Annotated in this window: 15 protein-coding genes; 8 read left to right on the top strand and 7 right to left on the bottom strand. The window is 57.5% G+C overall.

The annotated features are described in order from the left end of the window. On the top strand, window positions 1-816 hold the full coding sequence (locus tag ABLU50_RS23465; RefSeq protein ID WP_004205028.1) for a helix-turn-helix domain-containing protein: 816 nt from the start codon (window positions 1-3) through the stop codon (window positions 814-816). Window positions 817-926: 110 nt separating this feature from the next. Continuing rightward, entirely contained in the window at window positions 927-1,412 is a 486-nt protein-coding gene (locus ABLU50_RS23460) for a 4Fe-4S dicluster domain-containing protein (RefSeq protein ID WP_053809874.1), read from the top strand. Between the two features lie 42 nt (window positions 1,413-1,454). Here ABLU50_RS23460 and avtA read toward each other — a convergent pair whose 3' ends face one another. Beyond that, complete coding sequence (avtA, locus tag ABLU50_RS23455; RefSeq protein ID WP_004205026.1) at window positions 1,455-2,711, bottom strand: valine--pyruvate transaminase; 1,257 nt, start codon at window positions 2,709-2,711, stop codon at window positions 1,455-1,457. A 167-nt stretch (window positions 2,712-2,878) separates the two neighbouring features. Further along, complete coding sequence (locus tag ABLU50_RS23450) at window positions 2,879-4,912, bottom strand: alpha-amylase (protein ID WP_087832337.1); 2,034 nt, start codon at window positions 4,910-4,912, stop codon at window positions 2,879-2,881. Between the two features lie 313 nt (window positions 4,913-5,225). Here ABLU50_RS23450 and ABLU50_RS23445 point away from each other — a divergent pair, with 313 nt between their 5' ends. Then, a complete protein-coding gene (locus tag ABLU50_RS23445; protein WP_017900030.1) occupies window positions 5,226-6,044 on the top strand; it encodes a protein bax in 819 nt (272 codons plus the stop codon). Between the two features lie 61 nt (window positions 6,045-6,105). Here ABLU50_RS23445 and xylR read toward each other — a convergent pair whose 3' ends face one another. From xylR to xylF, 4 genes are all read right to left on the bottom strand, one after another. Continuing rightward, window positions 6,106-7,284 (bottom strand): D-xylose utilization transcriptional activator XylR, encoded by a 1,179-nt coding sequence (gene xylR / locus ABLU50_RS23440; RefSeq protein WP_004205023.1) that lies wholly within the window; start codon window positions 7,282-7,284, stop codon window positions 6,106-6,108. A gap of 233 nt (window positions 7,285-7,517) precedes the next feature. Continuing rightward, window positions 7,518-8,699 (bottom strand): xylose ABC transporter permease XylH, encoded by a 1,182-nt coding sequence (gene xylH, locus ABLU50_RS23435; RefSeq protein WP_017900029.1) that lies wholly within the window; start codon window positions 8,697-8,699, stop codon window positions 7,518-7,520. Then, on the bottom strand, window positions 8,677-10,218 hold the full coding sequence (locus ABLU50_RS23430; RefSeq protein WP_106479126.1) for a xylose ABC transporter ATP-binding protein: 1,542 nt from the start codon (window positions 10,216-10,218) through the stop codon (window positions 8,677-8,679). The genes xylH and ABLU50_RS23430 overlap by 23 nt, the downstream gene beginning before the upstream one ends. A 63-nt stretch (window positions 10,219-10,281) precedes the next feature. Further along, window positions 10,282-11,277, bottom strand: coding sequence for a D-xylose ABC transporter substrate-binding protein (gene xylF / locus ABLU50_RS23425; protein ID WP_087832339.1), 996 nt, complete (start codon window positions 11,275-11,277; stop codon window positions 10,282-10,284). A 495-nt stretch (window positions 11,278-11,772) separates the two neighbouring features. On the opposite strand from xylF, the gene xylA reads away from it, so the two are divergent. The 3 genes from xylA to yiaB all read left to right on the top strand — a co-directional run bounded on the left by xylA (window position 11,773) and on the right by yiaB (window position 15,180). Further along, window positions 11,773-13,095 (top strand): xylose isomerase, encoded by a 1,323-nt coding sequence (xylA, locus tag ABLU50_RS23420; protein WP_004205019.1) that lies wholly within the window; start codon window positions 11,773-11,775, stop codon window positions 13,093-13,095. A gap of 92 nt (window positions 13,096-13,187) precedes the next feature. Next, a complete protein-coding gene (gene xylB, locus ABLU50_RS23415) occupies window positions 13,188-14,642 on the top strand; it encodes a xylulokinase (protein WP_004205018.1) in 1,455 nt (484 codons plus the stop codon). A gap of 166 nt (window positions 14,643-14,808) precedes the next feature. After that, window positions 14,809-15,180, top strand: a complete 372-nt coding sequence (gene yiaB / locus ABLU50_RS23410) for an inner membrane protein YiaB (protein WP_017900025.1) — start codon at window positions 14,809-14,811, stop codon at window positions 15,178-15,180. 28 nt (window positions 15,181-15,208) lie between these two features. On the opposite strand, the gene ABLU50_RS23405 is transcribed toward yiaB, so the two are convergent. Then, window positions 15,209-16,204 (bottom strand): acyltransferase, encoded by a 996-nt coding sequence (locus ABLU50_RS23405; RefSeq protein WP_004205016.1) that lies wholly within the window; start codon window positions 16,202-16,204, stop codon window positions 15,209-15,211. A gap of 179 nt (window positions 16,205-16,383) precedes the next feature. Here ABLU50_RS23405 and ABLU50_RS23400 point away from each other — a divergent pair, with 179 nt between their 5' ends. Both ABLU50_RS23400 and glyQ read left to right on the top strand, forming a co-directional pair. Beyond that, entirely contained in the window at window positions 16,384-16,683 is a 300-nt protein-coding gene (locus tag ABLU50_RS23400) for a YsaB family lipoprotein (protein WP_025999219.1), read from the top strand. A 127-nt stretch (window positions 16,684-16,810) separates the two neighbouring features. After that, window positions 16,811-17,722: a glycine--tRNA ligase subunit alpha gene (glyQ, locus tag ABLU50_RS23395; protein ID WP_004205014.1), complete on the top strand. Its 912-nt coding sequence runs from the start codon at window positions 16,811-16,813 to the stop codon at window positions 17,720-17,722. The last annotated feature ends 2 nt before the right edge of the window (window positions 17,723-17,724 follow it).

The following is a 17,724-nucleotide window of genomic DNA, read 5'->3' as shown; positions in this document are numbered from 1 at the left end:
ATGCTTGAATTATCCATGTCTCTTCCGATTCGCGTACAAAATGGCGGCTTATTTATTTCCCGTGGCGTCGGCAGCCATCCGGCGCGTAAACTGCAATCCTGGGAAATTATTTTTGTCGAAAAGGGAACGTTAACGATTTGCGAAGAGGATGAAATATTTAACGTTAATGCAGGGGAAAGTTTATTGCTGTGGCCAGAACGTTCTCATGTTGGGGTGGGGGAATTTCCCGCCGACCTGAAATTTTATTGGCTGCATTTTGAAGTACTGACGGAGAGTGTCCGGTCTCTGCCGCCAGCGCTGCTTAACGTTCCGCAACATACCCGCGTCAGCGATCCACAATACATTATTTCGCTGTTTCGCCAGTTTCTTCGTGAACAGGAGAACATTCACCGCAGCCTGGCGCTGGAGCTCCTGTTATTGCTGATACTGCAGCAGATTGCTGCGGCGGCAAGCGAAAAACCGGACGACAGTCCCGGCGCTGCGCTGGCCTGGAAAGCGCAGCAGATCATCCATACCCGTTACCACTTGCCTGTTTCAGCCTCGACGCTGGCGAAAGAGCTGCACTGTAATGCTGACTATTTAGGACGCGTGTATCGTCACGTTTTCCGCGTGACGTTGACCGAAGCGATCCATCGTCAGCGGGTCAGAGCGGCGGAAAAGCTGTTGATCAGCGATTCACTGTCGTTGACCGAAGTCGCGGGTCAGTGTGGCTTTAATGACGTCGGTTATTTTCGCAAGATCTTTCGTAAGCACACCAGCCTCACGCCTGCCGCCTGGAAGCGCCGCTACTGTAAGGAGCACATTAATTCAGCGTAATGAAAAATCAGTTGTGCTAGTGACTAAAAACAGCGCTGATTCCATTCAGGATCAAAGCGCGGGCAGGGACTATTCTGGCACCCTGCGGTTTTATCCCCAGGGAGCAGAGGATGAACCGGTTTCTTATTGCTAATGCCCAACAGTGTATTGGCTGTCGTACCTGTGAAGTGGCCTGCGCGGTGGCGCACCAGCAGGCGCAGGATGTGTCCATGCTGTCGACAAGCCATTTCGCGCCGCGGATCCGGGTGGTGAAAAGCGGCGAGATATCAACGGCGACGGCCTGTCGGCAGTGTGAGGATGCGCCCTGCGCCAGCGTCTGCCCGCAGGGGGCGATTCGTCTGGAGGAGGACGTCTGGTGGGTCGATCAGCGCCGCTGCATCGGCTGTAAAAGCTGCATGGTGGCCTGCCCGTACGGCGCGATGACCGTCACGGCGGTGAACCAGCAGGCGCAGGCGCTGAAATGCGATTTATGCCACCACCGCGCCGAGGGCCCGGCCTGCGTAGCCGCCTGCCCGACGCAGGCGCTGCGGGTGATGGCTCCCGCGGAGCTGGAGGCGCTATGCGCGCAAAAACGCCAGCGGCTGGCGCTGGCGTGAGCGGGTCCGCCGACGGACGTTACCCGTCAGCAGCGTCAGGAATTACGCTTCCTGTTCGCGCCAGGCGAATTCAACCTCTTCGGCGAGAATTTTCACCCCGGCCTCGATTTTTTGCGGGTCCGGCACATAGTTCATGCGCATGCACTGGTGGGTATGCGGCCACGGTTTATCGAGTCCCGGGAAGAAGTAATCCCCCGGCACCATCAGCACGCCGCGCTTTTTCAGCCGCTGATACAGCAGCTCGGTGGAGATCGGCAGATCCTTAAACCACAGCCAGAGGAAGATCGCCCCCTCCGGTTTGTGAATAAGGCAGCGCTCCTCCGGCAGATAGCGGCGAATAATGGCGATGGTCTCCTGCACCCGCTGGTAATAGAAGGGTTTGATCACTGTCTCTGACAGGCGCAGCAGATCCTGACGTTTAATCATTTCACACATCATTGCCGGCCCGATACCGCCGGGCGCGAGGCTGATAATGCCGTTCATGTTGCTGATGGCGGTAATGATTTTCTCGTTGGCGATGATAATCCCGCAGCGGCTGCCCGGCAGGCCCAGCTTGGACAGGCTCATACACAGCACGATGTTCGGATTCCACAGCGGTCGGGCGTTGCTGAAGATTATGCCCGGGAACGGCACGCCGTAGGCGTTATCAATCACCAGCGGGACCCCGTGCTGATTCGCCAGCGCATCCAGTTTGATCAGCTCTTCATCAGTGATGACGTTGCCGGTCGGGTTGGTGGGACGCGAGACGCAGATCATCCCGGTCTCCTCCGTCACCTGCAGATGCTCAAAATCAACGTGGTACTTGAACTGGCCTTCCGGCAGCAGTTCGATATTCGGCCGGGTGGCAACGAACAGATCCTCTTCCAGGCCGGCATCGGCATAGCCGATATATTCCGGCGTCAGCGGGAACAGCACCTTGCGGGTGGTGCCATCTGCCCGACGCCCTGCGAACAGATTAAATAAGTAGAAAAATGCGCTCTGACTGCCGTTTGTTAGCGCAATATTCTGTGGTTCTATCTCCCAGCCCAGTTCGTCGCGCAGCATCTTCGCCAGCAGGCTCAGCAGCTCGCTCTTGCCCTGCGGACCATCATAATTACAAAGCGCATCAAGGGCTTTGCCATTATCCAGCATGTCGGAGAGCAGCTGCTGGAAGTAGTCATTCATCTCCGGGATCTGAGCGGGGTTGCCGCCGCCCAGCATAATAGCGCCCGGCGTGCGCAGACCGTCATTAAGGTCTTCCATCAGGCGGGTAATGCCTGAATGACGGGTGAATTTGTCGCCGAAAAGGGAAAATGTCATCGCGAATCGTCTGTCGGTGGTTCTGGAAAGTGGCTAACCATAACGCCAGCGCCAGCGTGGTGCAAATCGAAGGGAAGAGGGGTGTTTTTGTTTTTATCCTGTGAATCGATATTTTATCAGCGTATTATTCTGAGTGGCTCCCCGCCAAGCGGGGAGCCACTCCTGCATTACTGCTGTTGTCCGGCCCAGATGACCATCACTTTGTCTTCACCGCTCTCGCGCACGAATCCGTAACCCCGCGGCATTGGCAGCGTGGTCTGTTTGCCCATGCCGATCGCCGGATGGCGCGCGCGGAACTGGCCGATCTTCTGCCAGTGGGTAACGCTGCGGGCCGCTTTACCGTTGACATCCTGCCAGTTCATCTCTGAACGGGTGCCCTGCAGCGGGTCCGAGCCGGTGGGGCCGAACGGGCGCGACGACTCGTCGCCATAGAAGATCTGCACGGCGCCAGGGGCCAGCAGCAGCAGCTCTGCCGCCGTGGTGCCGCCTTCGCGGAACAGGCGCGTATCGTGTGAGGAGAGGTAGCTCAGCACGTTAAAGCTCTGCAGCTTGTCCGCCATTTGCTGCCAGGTGAGGTCAATGTTGGCCATGCAGGTCGCCGCTTTCGCCGCCTGGTCCTGATAGTCGAAATTGATCATCGCATCAAAACCGTGGCGATAGTAATCGCTCTCCATCACCCCGTGTCCCCAGGCTTCCCCGGTCATCCAGAACGGCGCCGCATCCAGCGCTTTATCCGGATTGGCTTTTTTCCACTCCGCCAGCGCGGCGGTGGCCTGGGTTTTTAACTGCTGCCAGGCATCCATCTCCACATGTTTAGCGGTATCGACGCGGAAGCCGTCGATGCCGTAGTCGCGCACCCACTGGCTCAGCCAGTGCGTCAGGTAGTCGCGCGGCGTATAGCCCGGGATCGCCTTCGCCGCAGTGTCCGGTTTATGGCTATAGAAGTTCGGCAGGCCCGACGCCTCCTTCGATTCGGTTTTCAGGTCCGGCAGGAAGGCCAGCGACATGGTGAGGTCGTCATAGCCCGGGTTGTCGTAATCGCCGATATCGGTGCGGATCCACTTCTTACCCCACCATTTCTCCCAACCGGCCTTGTCGCTGAAGTTGATATAGTCGTTAAAGCTGTGCCAGGTCTGGCCCGCGCCGGGCTTCCAGTCCGTCCAGCGCTCGCCGAGGGTTTTTTTCAGCTCATCCCCTTGCAGATACAGGGAGCCGAACTGGAACTCCTGCATGTCGGCCAGGGTGGCGTAGCCGGTATGGTTCATCACCACGTCGAACAGAATACGTATTCCGCGCTTATGCGCTTCATCCACCAGCCGGCGGAGATCCGCTTCGGTCCCCATGTTGGCGTCCAGTTTCGACCAGTCCTGAGTGTAATAGCCGTGGTAGGCGTAGTGCGGGAAATCGCCTTTCGTCCCACCGCCGACCCAGCCGTGGATCTGCTCGAGCGGGGAGCTGATCCACAGGGCATTGACCCCCATCTGCTGCAGATAATCCAGCTTGCTGGTTAATCCCTGCAGGTCGCCGCCGTGGAAGGTGCCTATCTCCTGCATGCCGTCTTTATGTCGGCCATAGCTATTGTCGTTGGCCGGGTTACCGTTCACGAAGCGGTCGGTCAGGACGAAGTAGACGGTGGCGTTGTGCCAGTCGAACGGCGCCGGCGCGGCCGTCTCGGCGCGCTCAAGCAGCAGCAGGCCATTGCTGCCGAAGGCGGGCTGCAGAGTGATTTTGCCGCCGCTGACGGTCGCGACATTGCCGCTGTAAAAATCGCGAACCTTGCTGCCCTCGGCGAAGGTTTTGCTAACGTCGATGGTCAGAGATTTTCCATCCCACTTCGGACACTGGCGGATCTGCGGCGCTGCGGCGCTGGCCTCTTTTTCCTCCAGCGAAATCATCATCGTCGGCGTGCCGGAGCGGGTATCCACCTCCAGGGTATACAGGCCCTGGCGGAAGATGCGCCATTGCGGCGGCGTGCCGCGACAGGGTTCCATGGAGAGCATCTGGTTGAGCTTAATGCCGCCGGAAGGCTGCCAGCACTGTTGGTCAAAATTTAGCTGCAGGGGACGTGTACCCTTCTCAACCACTTTCTGGCTGATGAAGCGGCCCGTCCCTTCTTCGGTGAAAGCAGGGAAGTCGGCGGTGGTCCAGGCGGCAAAGGCCATCCCAGGCACGAATAACGTGGCAAGCGCAGCGAGTTTCATTGCGGGATCCTTGAGCGGTTTTTATCTAGTGTGCCTTGTTGCCGCAAGGGTGAACTCCTCCCGGCGGACGTTTTGCCAGGAGGATGAAAAGGGGTGAGTGACACCGCTCAAAAAATAGGCTAAAAATGAGACGAAGCTAGCATTTTCGCGCTGGCGATGCGGCGCAGAAACCGATTTCAGATGACAGCAATTCGGAATTGGACTATTTCTGTTGATGCCCTCAGTGCGTATTTTTGATACTATTAGCGATTCAGCTATCGTTTTTTTGTGAAAAACAAGGTGTTGGAATGCATATATCCGACCAGGAGACCTGATGATATCGAATCCCATACGACGATATGGGGCCGCCATACTTATGTTACTAACCTGCGTCTTTTCAGGTAGTGTGTTGGCAACAACGCACACAGCAACAAAGAGTCATAAAGCCCCAACGGTTAAGAAGATCAGTAGTACTAAGGTAAGCAGTAAACAAGAGTATTCTCGCAATAGTGTAAAGAGCAGTTCACTTCCTGACTTGCGAAAATACCCTTCCGGAACACCAAGGAAAAAAGCGTTTCTCCGGACGGTCATGCCTTATATTACCAAGCAGAATCAGGCGATTACTGCGGATCGTAACTGGCTTGTTTCCAAGCAGTACGATGCTCGCTGGTCGCCGAGCGAAAAGGCGCGCCTGAAAGATATCGCGACGCGTTACAAGGTGAAGTGGTCAGGTAATACGCGTCATGTGCCATGGAACGCGCTGCTTGAGCGTGTCGACATTATTCCGAACAGCATGGTTGCGACCATGGCGGCGGCGGAAAGTGGCTGGGGTACCTCTAAGCTGGCGCGTGAGAACAACAATCTGTTCGGCATGAAGTGCGGCGCTGGTCGCTGCCGCGGCGCGATGAAAGGCTACTCGCAGTTTGAGTCGGTGGAGCAGTCGGTGCAGGCTTACGTCACCAACCTGAACACCCACCCGGCCTATTCCTCTTTCCGCAAATCGCGCCTGCAGCTGCGTAAGGCGGATCAGGAAGTAACGGCCAGCACCATGATTCATAAGCTGAAGGGTTATTCGACCAAAGGGTCGAGCTACAACAACTATCTCTTCGCGATGTATCAGGATAACCAGCGGTTAATTGCCGCGCACATGTAATGTGCTTATCTACGTCATTTTTAATGCCCGGCGCGCAAGCCCGGGCATTTTTCTTTGCTCTCTACATCATGACTTCACTGTGCCGGTCACGGTACTCTTTCGGCGTCACGTCGTACTCCTTCTTAAACACCGAATAGAAATATTGCAGCGACGGGTAGCCGCACATCTGCGAAATCTCATTGATCGACAGGCTGGTGGACACCAGCAGGCTGCGCGCCTTTTCCAGTTTCTCGCTGTGGATCACCGTGTGGATGGTCTCCCCCACTTCCTCTTTAAAGCGTTTCTCCAGGTTGGAGCGTGAAATGCCGACGGCGTCGAGCACCTGCTCCACCTTGATGCCTTTGCAGGCGTTGTTGCGAATGTAATGCATCGCCTGAATCACGGAGGGATCGTTTAACGACCGGTAGTCGGTGGAGCGTCGCTCAACGACGCGCATCGGCGGGATCAGCTGGCGCTGCAGCGGGAGCGCCTCGTTATTCAGCAGCCGGTGGAGTAATTTTGCCGCCTGATAACCCATCTGGCGGGTGCCCTGGGCGACGGAGGAGAGGGCGACGCGAGAGAGATAGCGGGTCAGCTCTTCGTTATCGATGCCAATAACGCACAGTTTCTCTGGCACCGGGATATGCAGCAGCTCGCAGGCCTGCAGGACGTGGCGGGCGCGGGCGTCGGTGACGGCGATGATGCCGGTTTGCGGCGGCAGCGTTTGCAGCCAGTCGGCGAGCCGGTTTTGCGCGTGCTGCCAGTTCTCCGGCGCCGTCTCCAGCCCCTGGTAGACCACGCCGCGATACTTCTCCTTCGCCACCAACTGGCAGAAGGCATACTCGCGCTCTACTGCCCAGCGCTTACCGCTGGAGGTGGGGAGTCCGTAAAACGCGAAGCGGTGTACCCCTTTTTCCTTCAGATGAAGAAAGGCGCTTTCCACCAGCGCGGCGTTGTCCGTGGCGATATAGTGGACCGGCGGGTACTGCTCTGGCTGATGATAAGAGCCGCCGACGCCGACGATGGGGACGTTGACATCGGCCAGTAGCTTTTCGATTTCGGGATCGTCATAGTCGGCGATAACGCCATCGCCTAACCACTCTTTGATGTTTTCGATTCGTGCCCGAAAATCCTCTTCAATAAAGATATCCCACTCCAGCTGGGAGGCCTGCAGATACTCGCCGACACCCTCAACCACCTGGCGGTCATAAGCTTTGTTGGCGTTGAATAACAGCGTAATACGGTGACGCTTTTCAAACATAGATGATGTTCCTGCTCTAACCCCGGTCATACCCCTTCATTCATGATGTTGCCGATGGCCTGGCTTTCTCATTCACCACGGCCACGTACGCGATACGCGGCCGGGATGCGCCGTCTGCAACCCGAATGCTGTTGGGTATACACTACCGGCTAATGCCCGAGATATTTCAAGCGCCTTATGGCGAAGTTTGGCGGTAGCGCAAAGAATTCAGACATTCTTCAGAGAGCGCTTCCTTACGCGCGCCGCTTGGTGGCGGAGTCCATCCACACCGCCAGCAGCAAAATGGCGCCTTTGACGATATATTGCCAGAAGGTGGCGACGTCCATCATGCTCATGCCGTTATCCAGGGCCGACATAATAAACGCCCCCATTACCGCCCCGGCGACGCTACCGATCCCGCCCGCCAGGCTGGTGCCGCCGATAACGCAGGCGGCGATGGCATCCAGTTCGGCGATGTTGCCCGCCGAGGGCGACCCCGCGCCGAGGCGTGAGCTGAGGATCAGACCGGCAATGGCGACCATCAGGCCGTTAATGGCAAACACCGCCAGCTTGGTACGCTCGACGTTAATCCCGGACAGGCGTGCCGCCTCCAGGTTGCCGCCGATGGCGTAGATGCGGCGACCAAAGGCGGTACGAGTGGCCATGAACAGCCCTGCCAGCAGCAGGGCGGCGAGGATCAGTACCGGCGTCGGCACACCGCGATAGTCATTGAGCAGCCAGATTGCGCCCAGCACAATCACCGCGGTAATGGCCTGGCGGCCAACGGCGGCGGTGGAGGACGCGGTCGCCAGACCTAACGCCTGCCGGCGCATCCGTCCGCGCCACTGCCAGATAATGAACGCTGCCATGCCGACAACGCCGATGCCAAAGCCAATGCCATCTGGCAGGTAGCTTTGGCCGATCTGCGCCATCGCCGGGCTGGTGGGCGAGACGGTGGTCCCGTTGGTGATGCCGATCAGAATGCCGCGAAACGCCAGCATCCCGGCGAGGGTGACGATAAACGAGGGAACCTTACGATAGGCCACCCACCATCCGTTCCACGCGCCGAGCAGCAGGCCCATCACCAGCGTCACCAGAATGGTGAGCGGCAGCGGCCAGCCGAGCCAGACGTCAAAGATCGCCGCCGCGCCGCCGAGAAGCCCCATCATCGAGCCGACGGACAGGTCGATTTCTGCCGAAATAATCACAAACACCATGCCGACGGCGAGGATGCCGGTGATGGCCGTCTGGCGCAGCAGGTTGGAGATATTGCGTGCGCTCAGGTAGGCGCCATCGGTAACCCAGGTGAAAAACAGCATAATGACGACGATCGCGGCGATCATCACGAAGACCTGGAGGTTAAGCCCCTTCAGCGCCGGCAGGGCGGTAGGGGCGGTTGGAGTAAGTTTGATTTCAGACGACGTGTTCTTCGACATGGCGTTCGCTCCTCAGCGCGGCTTCCATCACCTGTTCCTGGGTCAGATGTTGATTAACCAAATTGGCTTTTAGCCTGCCTTCGTGCATGACCAGCACCCGATCGCTAAGACCAAGCACCTCGGGCAGTTCGGATGAAATGACAATGACCGCGATGCCCTGCTGCACCAGCTGGTTAATCAGTTTATAAATTTCATACTTCGCCCCGATATCGATGCCGCGGGTGGGTTCGTCGAGGATCAGAATGCGCGGATTAAGCAGCAGACAGCGGGCCAGAATCGCCTTTTGCTGGTTGCCACCGCTCAGGCGGCCAATCGCCAGCTCCGGCGAGGAGGTTTTAATTTTCAATCGCTGAATGGACTGCTCAATACAGTGCTGCTCGGCGGCGTCGTCCAGGCTGCTCATCGCGCCGGTGAACTGGCTGAGCGCCGCCAGGGTAATGTTCTTACCTACCGCCATTACCGGCACGATACCGTCTTTTTTGCGGTCTTCCGGCACCATGGCGATGCCGTGGCCAATGGCCTGCTGACAGTTAGTGATGCTAACCGGCTGGCCATCAATGAAAATCTCCCCCTGCCAGCGCCCCGGCCAGACGCCGAACAGGCACTGCACCGCCTCGGTCCGTCCGGCGCCGACCAGCCCGGCGATGCCGAGGATTTCCCCGCGACGCAGGGAAAACGAGACGTCGTTGACCCGTTTAATATGACGGTTTACCGGGTGCCAGGCGGTCAAGTGTTCGACCCGCAAGATCTCCTCGCCGTGGGCGTGCGGTTCGCTGGGATAGAGCGCGGTGAGCTCCCGGCCAACCATCATGGTGATGATGTCGTCTTCGCTCATGCCGCTGGCGTCGCGGGTGCCGATATGCTGGCCGTCGCGGATCACGCAGATTGTATCGGAGATCGCTTTGACCTCATTGAGCTTGTGCGAAATATAGATGCAGGCGATATCGTGGTTTTGGAGATCGCGAACGATCGCCAGCAGCGTCGCGGTCTCTTGTTCGGTTAAGGAGGCGGTCGGTTCGTCGAGGATCAGCAGGCGAACCTGTTTATTCAGCGCCTTGGCGATCTCCACCAGCTGCTGCTGACCGAGGCCGAGGTCGCCGACGCGGGTGTCGGGCGAAATGGGCAGATTGACCTGCGCCAGCAGCTTCTGGCAGCGCAGCGTCATGGTTTCATAATCCAGCAGACCGTGGCGGGAGATCTCGGCGCCGAGGAAAATGTTCTCCAGCACGGTGAGATGTTTCACCAGCGCCAGCTCCTGATGAATAATGGCGATGCCTTTGCGTTCGGTATCGCGAATATGGTTTGCCTGCAGCATTTCGCCGGCAAAAATAATCTCCCCCTCATAGCTTCCGTGCGGATAGATACCGCACAGCACTTTCATCAGCGTCGATTTTCCCGAACCATTTTCACCGCATAACGAGACCACCTCGCCAGCGTTCAGGCGCAGGCTGACATTATCCACGGCCTTAACGGCGCCGAAGGTTTTGGTGATGTTCTTCATTTCGAGTAGCCAGGCCATAAAGACTCCGAAAAGTGATATCCGGCGGGATGAAAATGACGCCCCGCAGCGGGGCGTCAGCCATTACAGTTCACTCTTTTTATGGAAACCGTCTTTAATCACCGTGGCGTCGATATTCTCTTTATTCACTTCAATTGGCGTTAACAGGCGCGAAGGGACATCTTTTAAGCCGTTATTCAGCTTAGTATCAGACTTCGGCTGCTTATCGTTGCCCAGCTCAACGGCGATTTCGGCGGCGTTGGTGGCCAGGGTGGTAATCGGTTTATAGACGGTCATCGTCTGGGTACCGGAAATAATGCGCTTCACGCCCGCCAGGTCAGCATCCTGACCGGAGATCGCCACTTTGCCGGCCAGCCCCTGGGCGGTTAAGGCCTGGATGGCGCCGCCGGCGGTGGCGTCATTGGAGGCAACCACGGCGTCGATTTTGTTATTATTCGCCGTCAACGCGTTTTCCATTATTTTCAGCGCGTTTTCCGGCAGCCAGCCGTCAACCCACTGATCGCCGACAATCTTAATTTTGCCCTCATCGACATACGGCTTGAGAACCTTCATCTGCCCGGCGCGGAACAGTTTGGCATTATTATCCACCGGCGAACCGCCCATCAGGAAATAATTACCCTGCGGCACTTTGTCGACCAGGCTTTGCGCCTGCATTTCGCCGACTTTTTCATTGTCGAAAGAAATATAAAAATCAATATCAGCATTATTAATCATGCGATCATAGGCCAGGACTTTAATACCTTCCTGTTTGGCCTCTTTAATAACGTTGCTGAGCACCTGACCGTTATAAGGAATAATGACTAAGACATCGACGCCGCGGTTGATCATGTTTTCAATTTGCGACATTTGCGTTTCTTCATTGCCATTGGCGGACTGAACAAAAACTTTGGCGCCTAAGGATTCCGCTTTATTGACGAAAATATCGCGGTCTTTCTGCCAGCGCTCCAGACGCAGATCGTCGATGGCCATGCCAATCTTCACTTCTTTCGCCATCCCCGCCATGCTGGCGAGCAGGAGGGAGCTGGCGCAAAGCGTAAGGCAAAGGTTCTTTATCTTCATAATAACGATACCTTTTTTGTAAGGGTAGGTAAGACGAACGGAAAATAATGTTTGATACATGAGGTTGCGGATACGTTACAGATTCTTAACGCGGAAAGCAGGGCTGGCAATTACCGGTTTTTATTTTGCGGTTATGAAATTTCGTTTAATGCGTAAATTATGACGGCGATCGTATTTTATTCATGCACACTCTTATTATTGCACTGGACTTCTCTGACAGTACGGCAGAAGAACGAGTAGATATTATTTTTTGCGAGCTAGCGCACGTTTGTGGATTCTCTCAATGGCGGTGTGAAATAACGTAATTGAGGAAAATGAAAGCGAAATTCTATATTGGCTTAAACCCGTCATACTTCAAGTTGTAGGTGTGTTGGTGACATTCGTTGCTTCGCCCCCTGGTTATCGGGGACTCGCGCTCCTGCCGCCTTCCTGCAACTCGAATTATTTAGGGTACCTGATTGGTTATTCGCCGCATCTCTGAATATGGAGTTCTCTATGCAGACCTATTTCGATCAACTCGATCGCGTTCGTTACGAAGGCCCGAAATCCACTAACCCGCTGGCTTTCCGTCATTACAACCCGGATGAACTGGTGCTGGGCAAACGGATGGAAGATCATCTGCGTTTTGCGGCCTGTTACTGGCACACTTTCTGCTGGAATGGCGCCGATATGTTTGGCGTGGGCTCCTTCGATCGCCCATGGCAGCAGCCTGGCGACGCCCTGGAGATGGCCAAACGCAAAGCCGATGTGGCGTTCGAATTTTTCCATAAACTCAACGTGCCTTACTACTGCTTCCACGACGTTGACGTCTCGCCGGAAGGGAGTTCGCTCAAGGAGTACAGCAATAACTTCGCCCGGATGGTCGAGGTACTGGCGGAGAAGCAGCAGCAGAGCGGCGTCAAGCTTCTGTGGGGGACCGCAAACTGCTTCACCAACCCGCGCTACGGCGCTGGTGCGGCCACCAACCCGGACCCGGAAGTGTTCAGCTGGGCGGCCACCCAGGTGGTCACCGCCATGAATGCCACCCATCAGCTGGGCGGCGAAAACTATGTTCTGTGGGGCGGTCGCGAGGGCTATGAAACCCTGCTGAATACCGACCTGCGCCAGGAGCGTGAACAGATTGGCCGCTTTATGCAGCTGGTGGTGGAGCATAAGCACAAAATCGGCTTTAAAGGCACGCTGCTGATCGAGCCCAAACCGCAGGAGCCTACCAAGCATCAGTATGATTATGATGCCTCTACCGTTTACGGCTTCCTCAAGCAGTTTGGCCTGGAAAAAGAGATTAAACTGAACATTGAAGCCAACCATGCGACCCTCGCCGGCCACTCTTTCCATCATGAGATCGCGACGGCCATCGCGCTGGGGCTGTTCGGTTCCGTCGACGCCAACCGCGGCGATCCGCAGCTGGGCTGGGATACCGACCAGTTCCCGAACAGCGTCGAAGAGAACGCGCTGGTGATGTATGAAATTCTCAAAGCGGGCGGCTTCACCACCGGCGGCCTCAATTTTGATGCGAAAGTGCGCCGTCAGAGCACCGACAAATATGATCTGTTCTACGGCCATATCGGCGCGATGGATACCATGGCGCTGTCGCTGAAGGTCGCGGCGCGGATGATCGAGGACGGTGAACTGGATAAACGCGTGGCCAAACGCTACGCCGGCTGGAACGGCGAGCTGGGGCAGCAGATCCTGAACGGGCAGATGACCCTCAGCGACATTGCCCAGTATGCCGTTCAGCATCAGCTGGCGCCGCAGCATCGCAGCGGCCAGCAGGAACAACTGGAAAACCTGGTCAACCATTATCTGTTTGACAAGTAATCATGCGGCGGCGCCCGGCGTGACCGGGGTCGCCACCAGGATGCTCTGTTCGCGCCACGCTCAGCCGTGGCGCGCGTTTAAGGAGAGGGAGTATGTATATCGGCATCGATCTGGGGACATCGGGCGTCAAAGCCATTCTGCTCAATGAGCAGGGTGATGTGGTGGCATCGCATACCGAAAAGCTTACCGTCTCGCGTCCGCATCCGCTGTGGTCGGAACAAGATCCCGAGCAGTGGTGGCAGGCTACGGACACGGCGATGAAAGCCCTGGGCGCGCAGCATAGTCTGCGCGACGTGAAGGCGCTGGGGATCGCCGGGCAGATGCACGGCGCCACCCTGCTGGATAAATCGTTACAGGTGCTGCGTCCTGCCATTTTATGGAATGACGGCCGCTGCGGCGAAGAGTGCCAGCTGCTGGAGGAAAAAGTCAGCGCTTCCCGGCAGATCACCGGCAACCTGATGATGCCGGGCTTTACGGCGCCGAAGCTCTTGTGGGTGCAGCGCCACGAGGCGGCGGTGTTCAGCCAGGTCGATAAAGTGCTGCTGCCGAAGGATTATCTGCGTCTGCGGATGACCGGCGAGCTTGCCAGCGATATGTCTGACGCCGCCGGTACCCTGTGGATGGACGTCGCCCGACGCGACTGGAGCGATGAGATGCTCGCTGCCTGCGATCTCAGCCGGGACGCGATGCCGGCCCTGTTTGAAGGCAGCGACGTCACCGGGCAGCTGCGCCCGGAGGTGGCGCAGGCGTGGAATATGCCACAGGCGCTGGTGGTGGGGGGCGGCGGCGACAACGCCGCCGGCGCGGTCGGGGTTGGCATGGCCGATGCCGGTCAGGCGATGCTGTCGCTGGGCACTTCAGGTGTGTATTTCGCGGTCAGCGAAGGATTCCTCAGCAAGCCTGAAAGCGCGGTGCATAGCTTTTGTCATGCGCTACCGGGCCGCTGGCATTTGATGTCGGTGATGCTCAGCGCGGCCTCCTGTCTGGACTGGGCGGCGAAATTAACCGGTCTCGCCAGCGTGCCGGCGCTGATTGCGGCGGCACAGTCAGCCGACGAGAGCGCCGGTCCGGTGTGGTTCCTGCCCTATCTGTCGGGCGAACGCACGCCGCACAACAACCCGCAGGCCAAGGGCGTCTTCTTCGGCCTGACGCATCAGCATGGGCCGGCAGAGCTGGCGCGGGCAGTACTGGAGGGGGTGGGCTATGCGCTGGCGGACGGTATGGACGTGGTACACGCCTGCGGCATCAAGCCGCAGAGCATCACCCTTATCGGCGGCGGGGCGCGTAGCGCTTACTGGCGACAAATGCTGGCGGATATCAGCGGCCAGCAGCTCGATTACCGTACCGGGGGCGACGTCGGCCCGGCGCTGGGGGCGGCCAGGCTGGCGCAGCTGGCGGTGCACGGCGAAGCCGACCGCGCCGGGCTGTTGACGCCGCTGCCGCTTGAGCAAGCGCATCGCCCGGACGATCGCCGAGTGGCCCACTATGCGCCGCAGCGGGAAACCTTCCGCCAGATTTATCAGCAGCTGAAACCGCTGATGTCATAGCCTCAGTCCGTCCGGCAGCGCCGGGCGGATTACTCCCCTGAATGTCCAGTCTGCATTCATCCAAAACACGTATTTATTAATTCCGAAATGTCAGCTTTGCTGCACCTGGCCTGCGCCATCGCCGGGCGGTTCGGTCATAATCAGCGCGTGTCGACAGGGAGGAGCGATGAATATAAAACGCAGTATTGCCAGAGGGATGATGGCAGCAGGGTCGCTGGTTTATCTGCTGGGTATCTGGCGGACCTGCCCGCTGTTTAGCGGTAAAGGTTATTTTCTTGGCGTGCTGGTGATGGGGATGTTTGCCGTCCTCGCCCATCAGCGCGCCAGACGGTGGCAGGGGCAAGACGACGGATTTATCGCGTTATGCCGGCTGGTGTTGCTGCTGTCGGCGGGCCTGCTGCTGGTAGGCGCCTGGCATGTGCCGGCAGACTGGCATGAAAAAGCCGTCTATATCGCGGCGTGGTTTGTCTGCTTATACGGCGCATCTGCGACCCCCGAACGGGCCCGCGTCGCCCGCGCGGTGCAAAAAACGGAATAGGCGCCCGGTTGTCCGGTGCGCCGGGCCGTTAGCTGACCAGCCGGCGGCGATCAACCCGCTGCACCAGGCCGGACAGCAGCAGACTGCCGAGCAGGGCGGCGCTGAAAATCCACACAATATCCAGCAGCGGCCAGCGGCTCAGTTCCAGATGGCTGGCGCGCAGCGCATGCACAATCAGGGCATGGAACCCGTAAATCCCCAGAGAATGACGCGCAATACATTCGATACCGGGCAGGGGACGCGCGTTAAGCCAGTTTTTGGCGAGCGTCAGCAGGGTGACCGCGCAAACGAACACCGCCGGTCCGCAGTAGAGATACCAGGTGTCGCCGAAGTCCCCGCGCCAGCGTAGCTCATGCAGCGTGCCGCGGGAGATGACCCACACGGCGGCGAGGAACAGCGCGGCGCAGAGCGGGGTCAGCCATTTTTTATCCGTGTTCAGGGTGCCAATGGCCCTGCCCAGCACGCCGTAGAGCACGTAATAAAAGGTGTCGCCATTGATATAGAGGTTGACCGGCAACCACTCAATCCCGGCGGCTTTGACGCCGACCATATTGGGGTTGGCCAGAATGCCGAGGATCGCCATCAGCGTCAGCAGCATTTTGCCGCTGACGGACTTAACCTGAATAAGCGGCGAGAGCAGATAGATAACGGTGATAGCAAAGAAAAACCACAGGTGGTAGAAGACAGGCTTCTGCAGCACATTCTTTAACGACAGCTCGACGTTGATATGGGTAAACAGCGCGATATACAGCAGAGAAAGCGCGCTATAGAACGCAATGCACAGGCCAATCCGCCAGAAGTGGCGCGGCTGGGCGCTGCGTTCCCCAAAAAAGAGGTAGCCCGAGATCATAAAAAATAGCGGCACGCTGACGCGGGAGGCGGAATTGAGCAGATTGGCGATATCCCATTGCAGCAGTGTAATCGCATGCGGATGAGTGATATACCAGCTGGTACTGTGGATCATCACCACCATCATGCAGGCAATGCCGCGCAGGTTGGTGATCCAGTGAATCTTTTCTTGCATCCGTCCCTCAAAGTCTACTGGCGAAATAAGGTCTGACCCGCCTTATGCCCCGGTGTCGCACGAGATTAGTCTGAGTTTTTGGTCACAGGCTTGTCGATGTTTCATGATATTCGCAAAATACCTGTAATACTGAATATTTACGATAACAACTTGCTAACAAGGCGGTGGAGGAGAACGTGGTGAAAGGTGTCGTTTCCATAATGCTGGTGCTGCTCCTTGCGGGCTGCAGCGAGACCGTTTCCCCGCCGGCGCAAAAAGCGCAGCGCGCGCGTATTACCCCGCAAACCACGCTCAATATGGCGCAGCTTTGCAAGGACCAGGCCGCTATCCGCTATAACACGCAAACGCAGTTAGTTGACGTGAACCATTTTGAACAATTCCAGGCAAGCTATGAGCTTTCGGGCCGTACCGGCAAGAATGAACGTTTCATCTGTTCCTTTGACCCGGACGGCCAGTTTATGCATCTTTCGATGCGCTGAATCGACCCCGCCTGGCGTAAATTTCGTCCGTTTTCCTGAAACTACGCCGTTTCGTACTGTATATCTCGCAGCCAGCGGGTATACTGACTCCTTCCTTTAAATCCACACGTATCCAGCACGAAATCATATGCAAAAGTTTGATACCAGGACCTTCCAGGGCCTGATCCTGACCTTACAGGATTACTGGGCTCGTCAGGGCTGCACCATTGTTCAACCACTGGACATGGAAGTCGGCGCCGGCACCTCTCACCCGATGACCTGCCTGCGCGCGTTAGGGCCGGAGCCGATGGCGACCGCCTACGTACAGCCTTCCCGTCGTCCAACCGATGGCCGCTATGGCGAAAACCCGAACCGTTTACAGCATTACTATCAGTTCCAGGTGGTGATTAAGCCTTCTCCGGACAACATCCAGGAGCTGTACCTCGGGTCGCTGAAAGAGCTGGGTATGGACCCGACCATTCACGACATTCGCTTCGTCGAAGACAACTGGGAAAACCCGACGCTGGGAGCCTGGGGTCTGGGTTGGGAAGTGTGGCTCAACGGCATGGAAGTGACGCAGTTCACCTACTTCCAGCAGGTGGGCGGCCTGGAGTGTAAGCCGGTTACCGGCGAGATCACCTACGGTCTGGAGCGTCTGGCGATGTACATCCAGGGCGTCGACAGCGTCTACGACCTGGTCTGGAGCGACGGCCCGCTGGGGAAAACCACCTACGGCGACGTGTTCCACCAGAACGAAGTGGAGCAGTCCACGTATAACTTCGAATACGCCGACGTCGATTTCCTCTTCTCCTGCTTCGAGCAGTATGAGAAAGAGGCCCAGCAGCTGCTGGCGCTGGAGACCCCGCTGCCGCTGCCGGCCTACGAGCGTATTCTGAAAGCGGCTCACAGCTTCAACCTGCTGGATGCGCGTAAAGCCATCTCCGTCACCGAGCGTCAGCGCTATATCCTGCGCATTCGCACCCTGACGAAAGCAGTGGCGGAAGCGTACTACGCTTCCCGTGAAGCGCTCGGCTTCCCGATGTGCAACAAGAATAAATAAGA

The sequence above is a fragment of the Klebsiella sp. GG_Kp173 genome (assembly GCF_040062415.1).
In the GTDB taxonomy this organism is placed as follows: domain Bacteria; phylum Pseudomonadota; class Gammaproteobacteria; order Enterobacterales; family Enterobacteriaceae; genus Klebsiella; species Klebsiella quasipneumoniae.
This window is presented reverse-complemented; position numbering and strand designations above follow the sequence as displayed.

Excerpts from the sequence above, each read along its gene's own strand:
- xylR (WP_004205023.1), bottom strand. The coding sequence starts at position 7,284 with ATGTTTGAAAAGCGTCACCGTATTACGCTGTTATTCAACGCCAACAAA.
- xylA (WP_004205019.1), top strand. The coding sequence starts at position 11,773 with ATGCAGACCTATTTCGATCAACTCGATCGCGTTCGTTACGAAGGCCCG.
- ABLU50_RS23430 (WP_106479126.1), bottom strand. The coding sequence starts at position 10,218 with ATGGCCTGGCTACTCGAAATGAAGAACATCACCAAAACCTTCGGCGCC.
- xylB (WP_004205018.1), top strand. The coding sequence starts at position 13,188 with ATGTATATCGGCATCGATCTGGGGACATCGGGCGTCAAAGCCATTCTG.
- xylH (WP_017900029.1), bottom strand. The coding sequence starts at position 8,699 with ATGTCGAAGAACACGTCGTCTGAAATCAAACTTACTCCAACCGCCCCT.
- glyQ (WP_004205014.1), top strand. The coding sequence starts at position 16,811 with ATGCAAAAGTTTGATACCAGGACCTTCCAGGGCCTGATCCTGACCTTA.
- yiaB (WP_017900025.1), top strand. The coding sequence starts at position 14,809 with ATGAATATAAAACGCAGTATTGCCAGAGGGATGATGGCAGCAGGGTCG.
- xylF (WP_087832339.1), bottom strand. The coding sequence starts at position 11,277 with ATGAAGATAAAGAACCTTTGCCTTACGCTTTGCGCCAGCTCCCTCCTG.
- ABLU50_RS23450 (WP_087832337.1), bottom strand. The coding sequence starts at position 4,912 with ATGAAACTCGCTGCGCTTGCCACGTTATTCGTGCCTGGGATGGCCTTT.
- avtA (WP_004205026.1), bottom strand. The coding sequence starts at position 2,711 with ATGACATTTTCCCTTTTCGGCGACAAATTCACCCGTCATTCAGGCATT.
- ABLU50_RS23445 (WP_017900030.1), top strand. The coding sequence starts at position 5,226 with ATGATATCGAATCCCATACGACGATATGGGGCCGCCATACTTATGTTA.
- ABLU50_RS23405 (WP_004205016.1), bottom strand. The coding sequence starts at position 16,204 with ATGCAAGAAAAGATTCACTGGATCACCAACCTGCGCGGCATTGCCTGC.
- ABLU50_RS23460 (WP_053809874.1), top strand. The coding sequence starts at position 927 with ATGAACCGGTTTCTTATTGCTAATGCCCAACAGTGTATTGGCTGTCGT.
- ABLU50_RS23465 (WP_004205028.1), top strand. The coding sequence starts at position 1 with ATGCTTGAATTATCCATGTCTCTTCCGATTCGCGTACAAAATGGCGGC.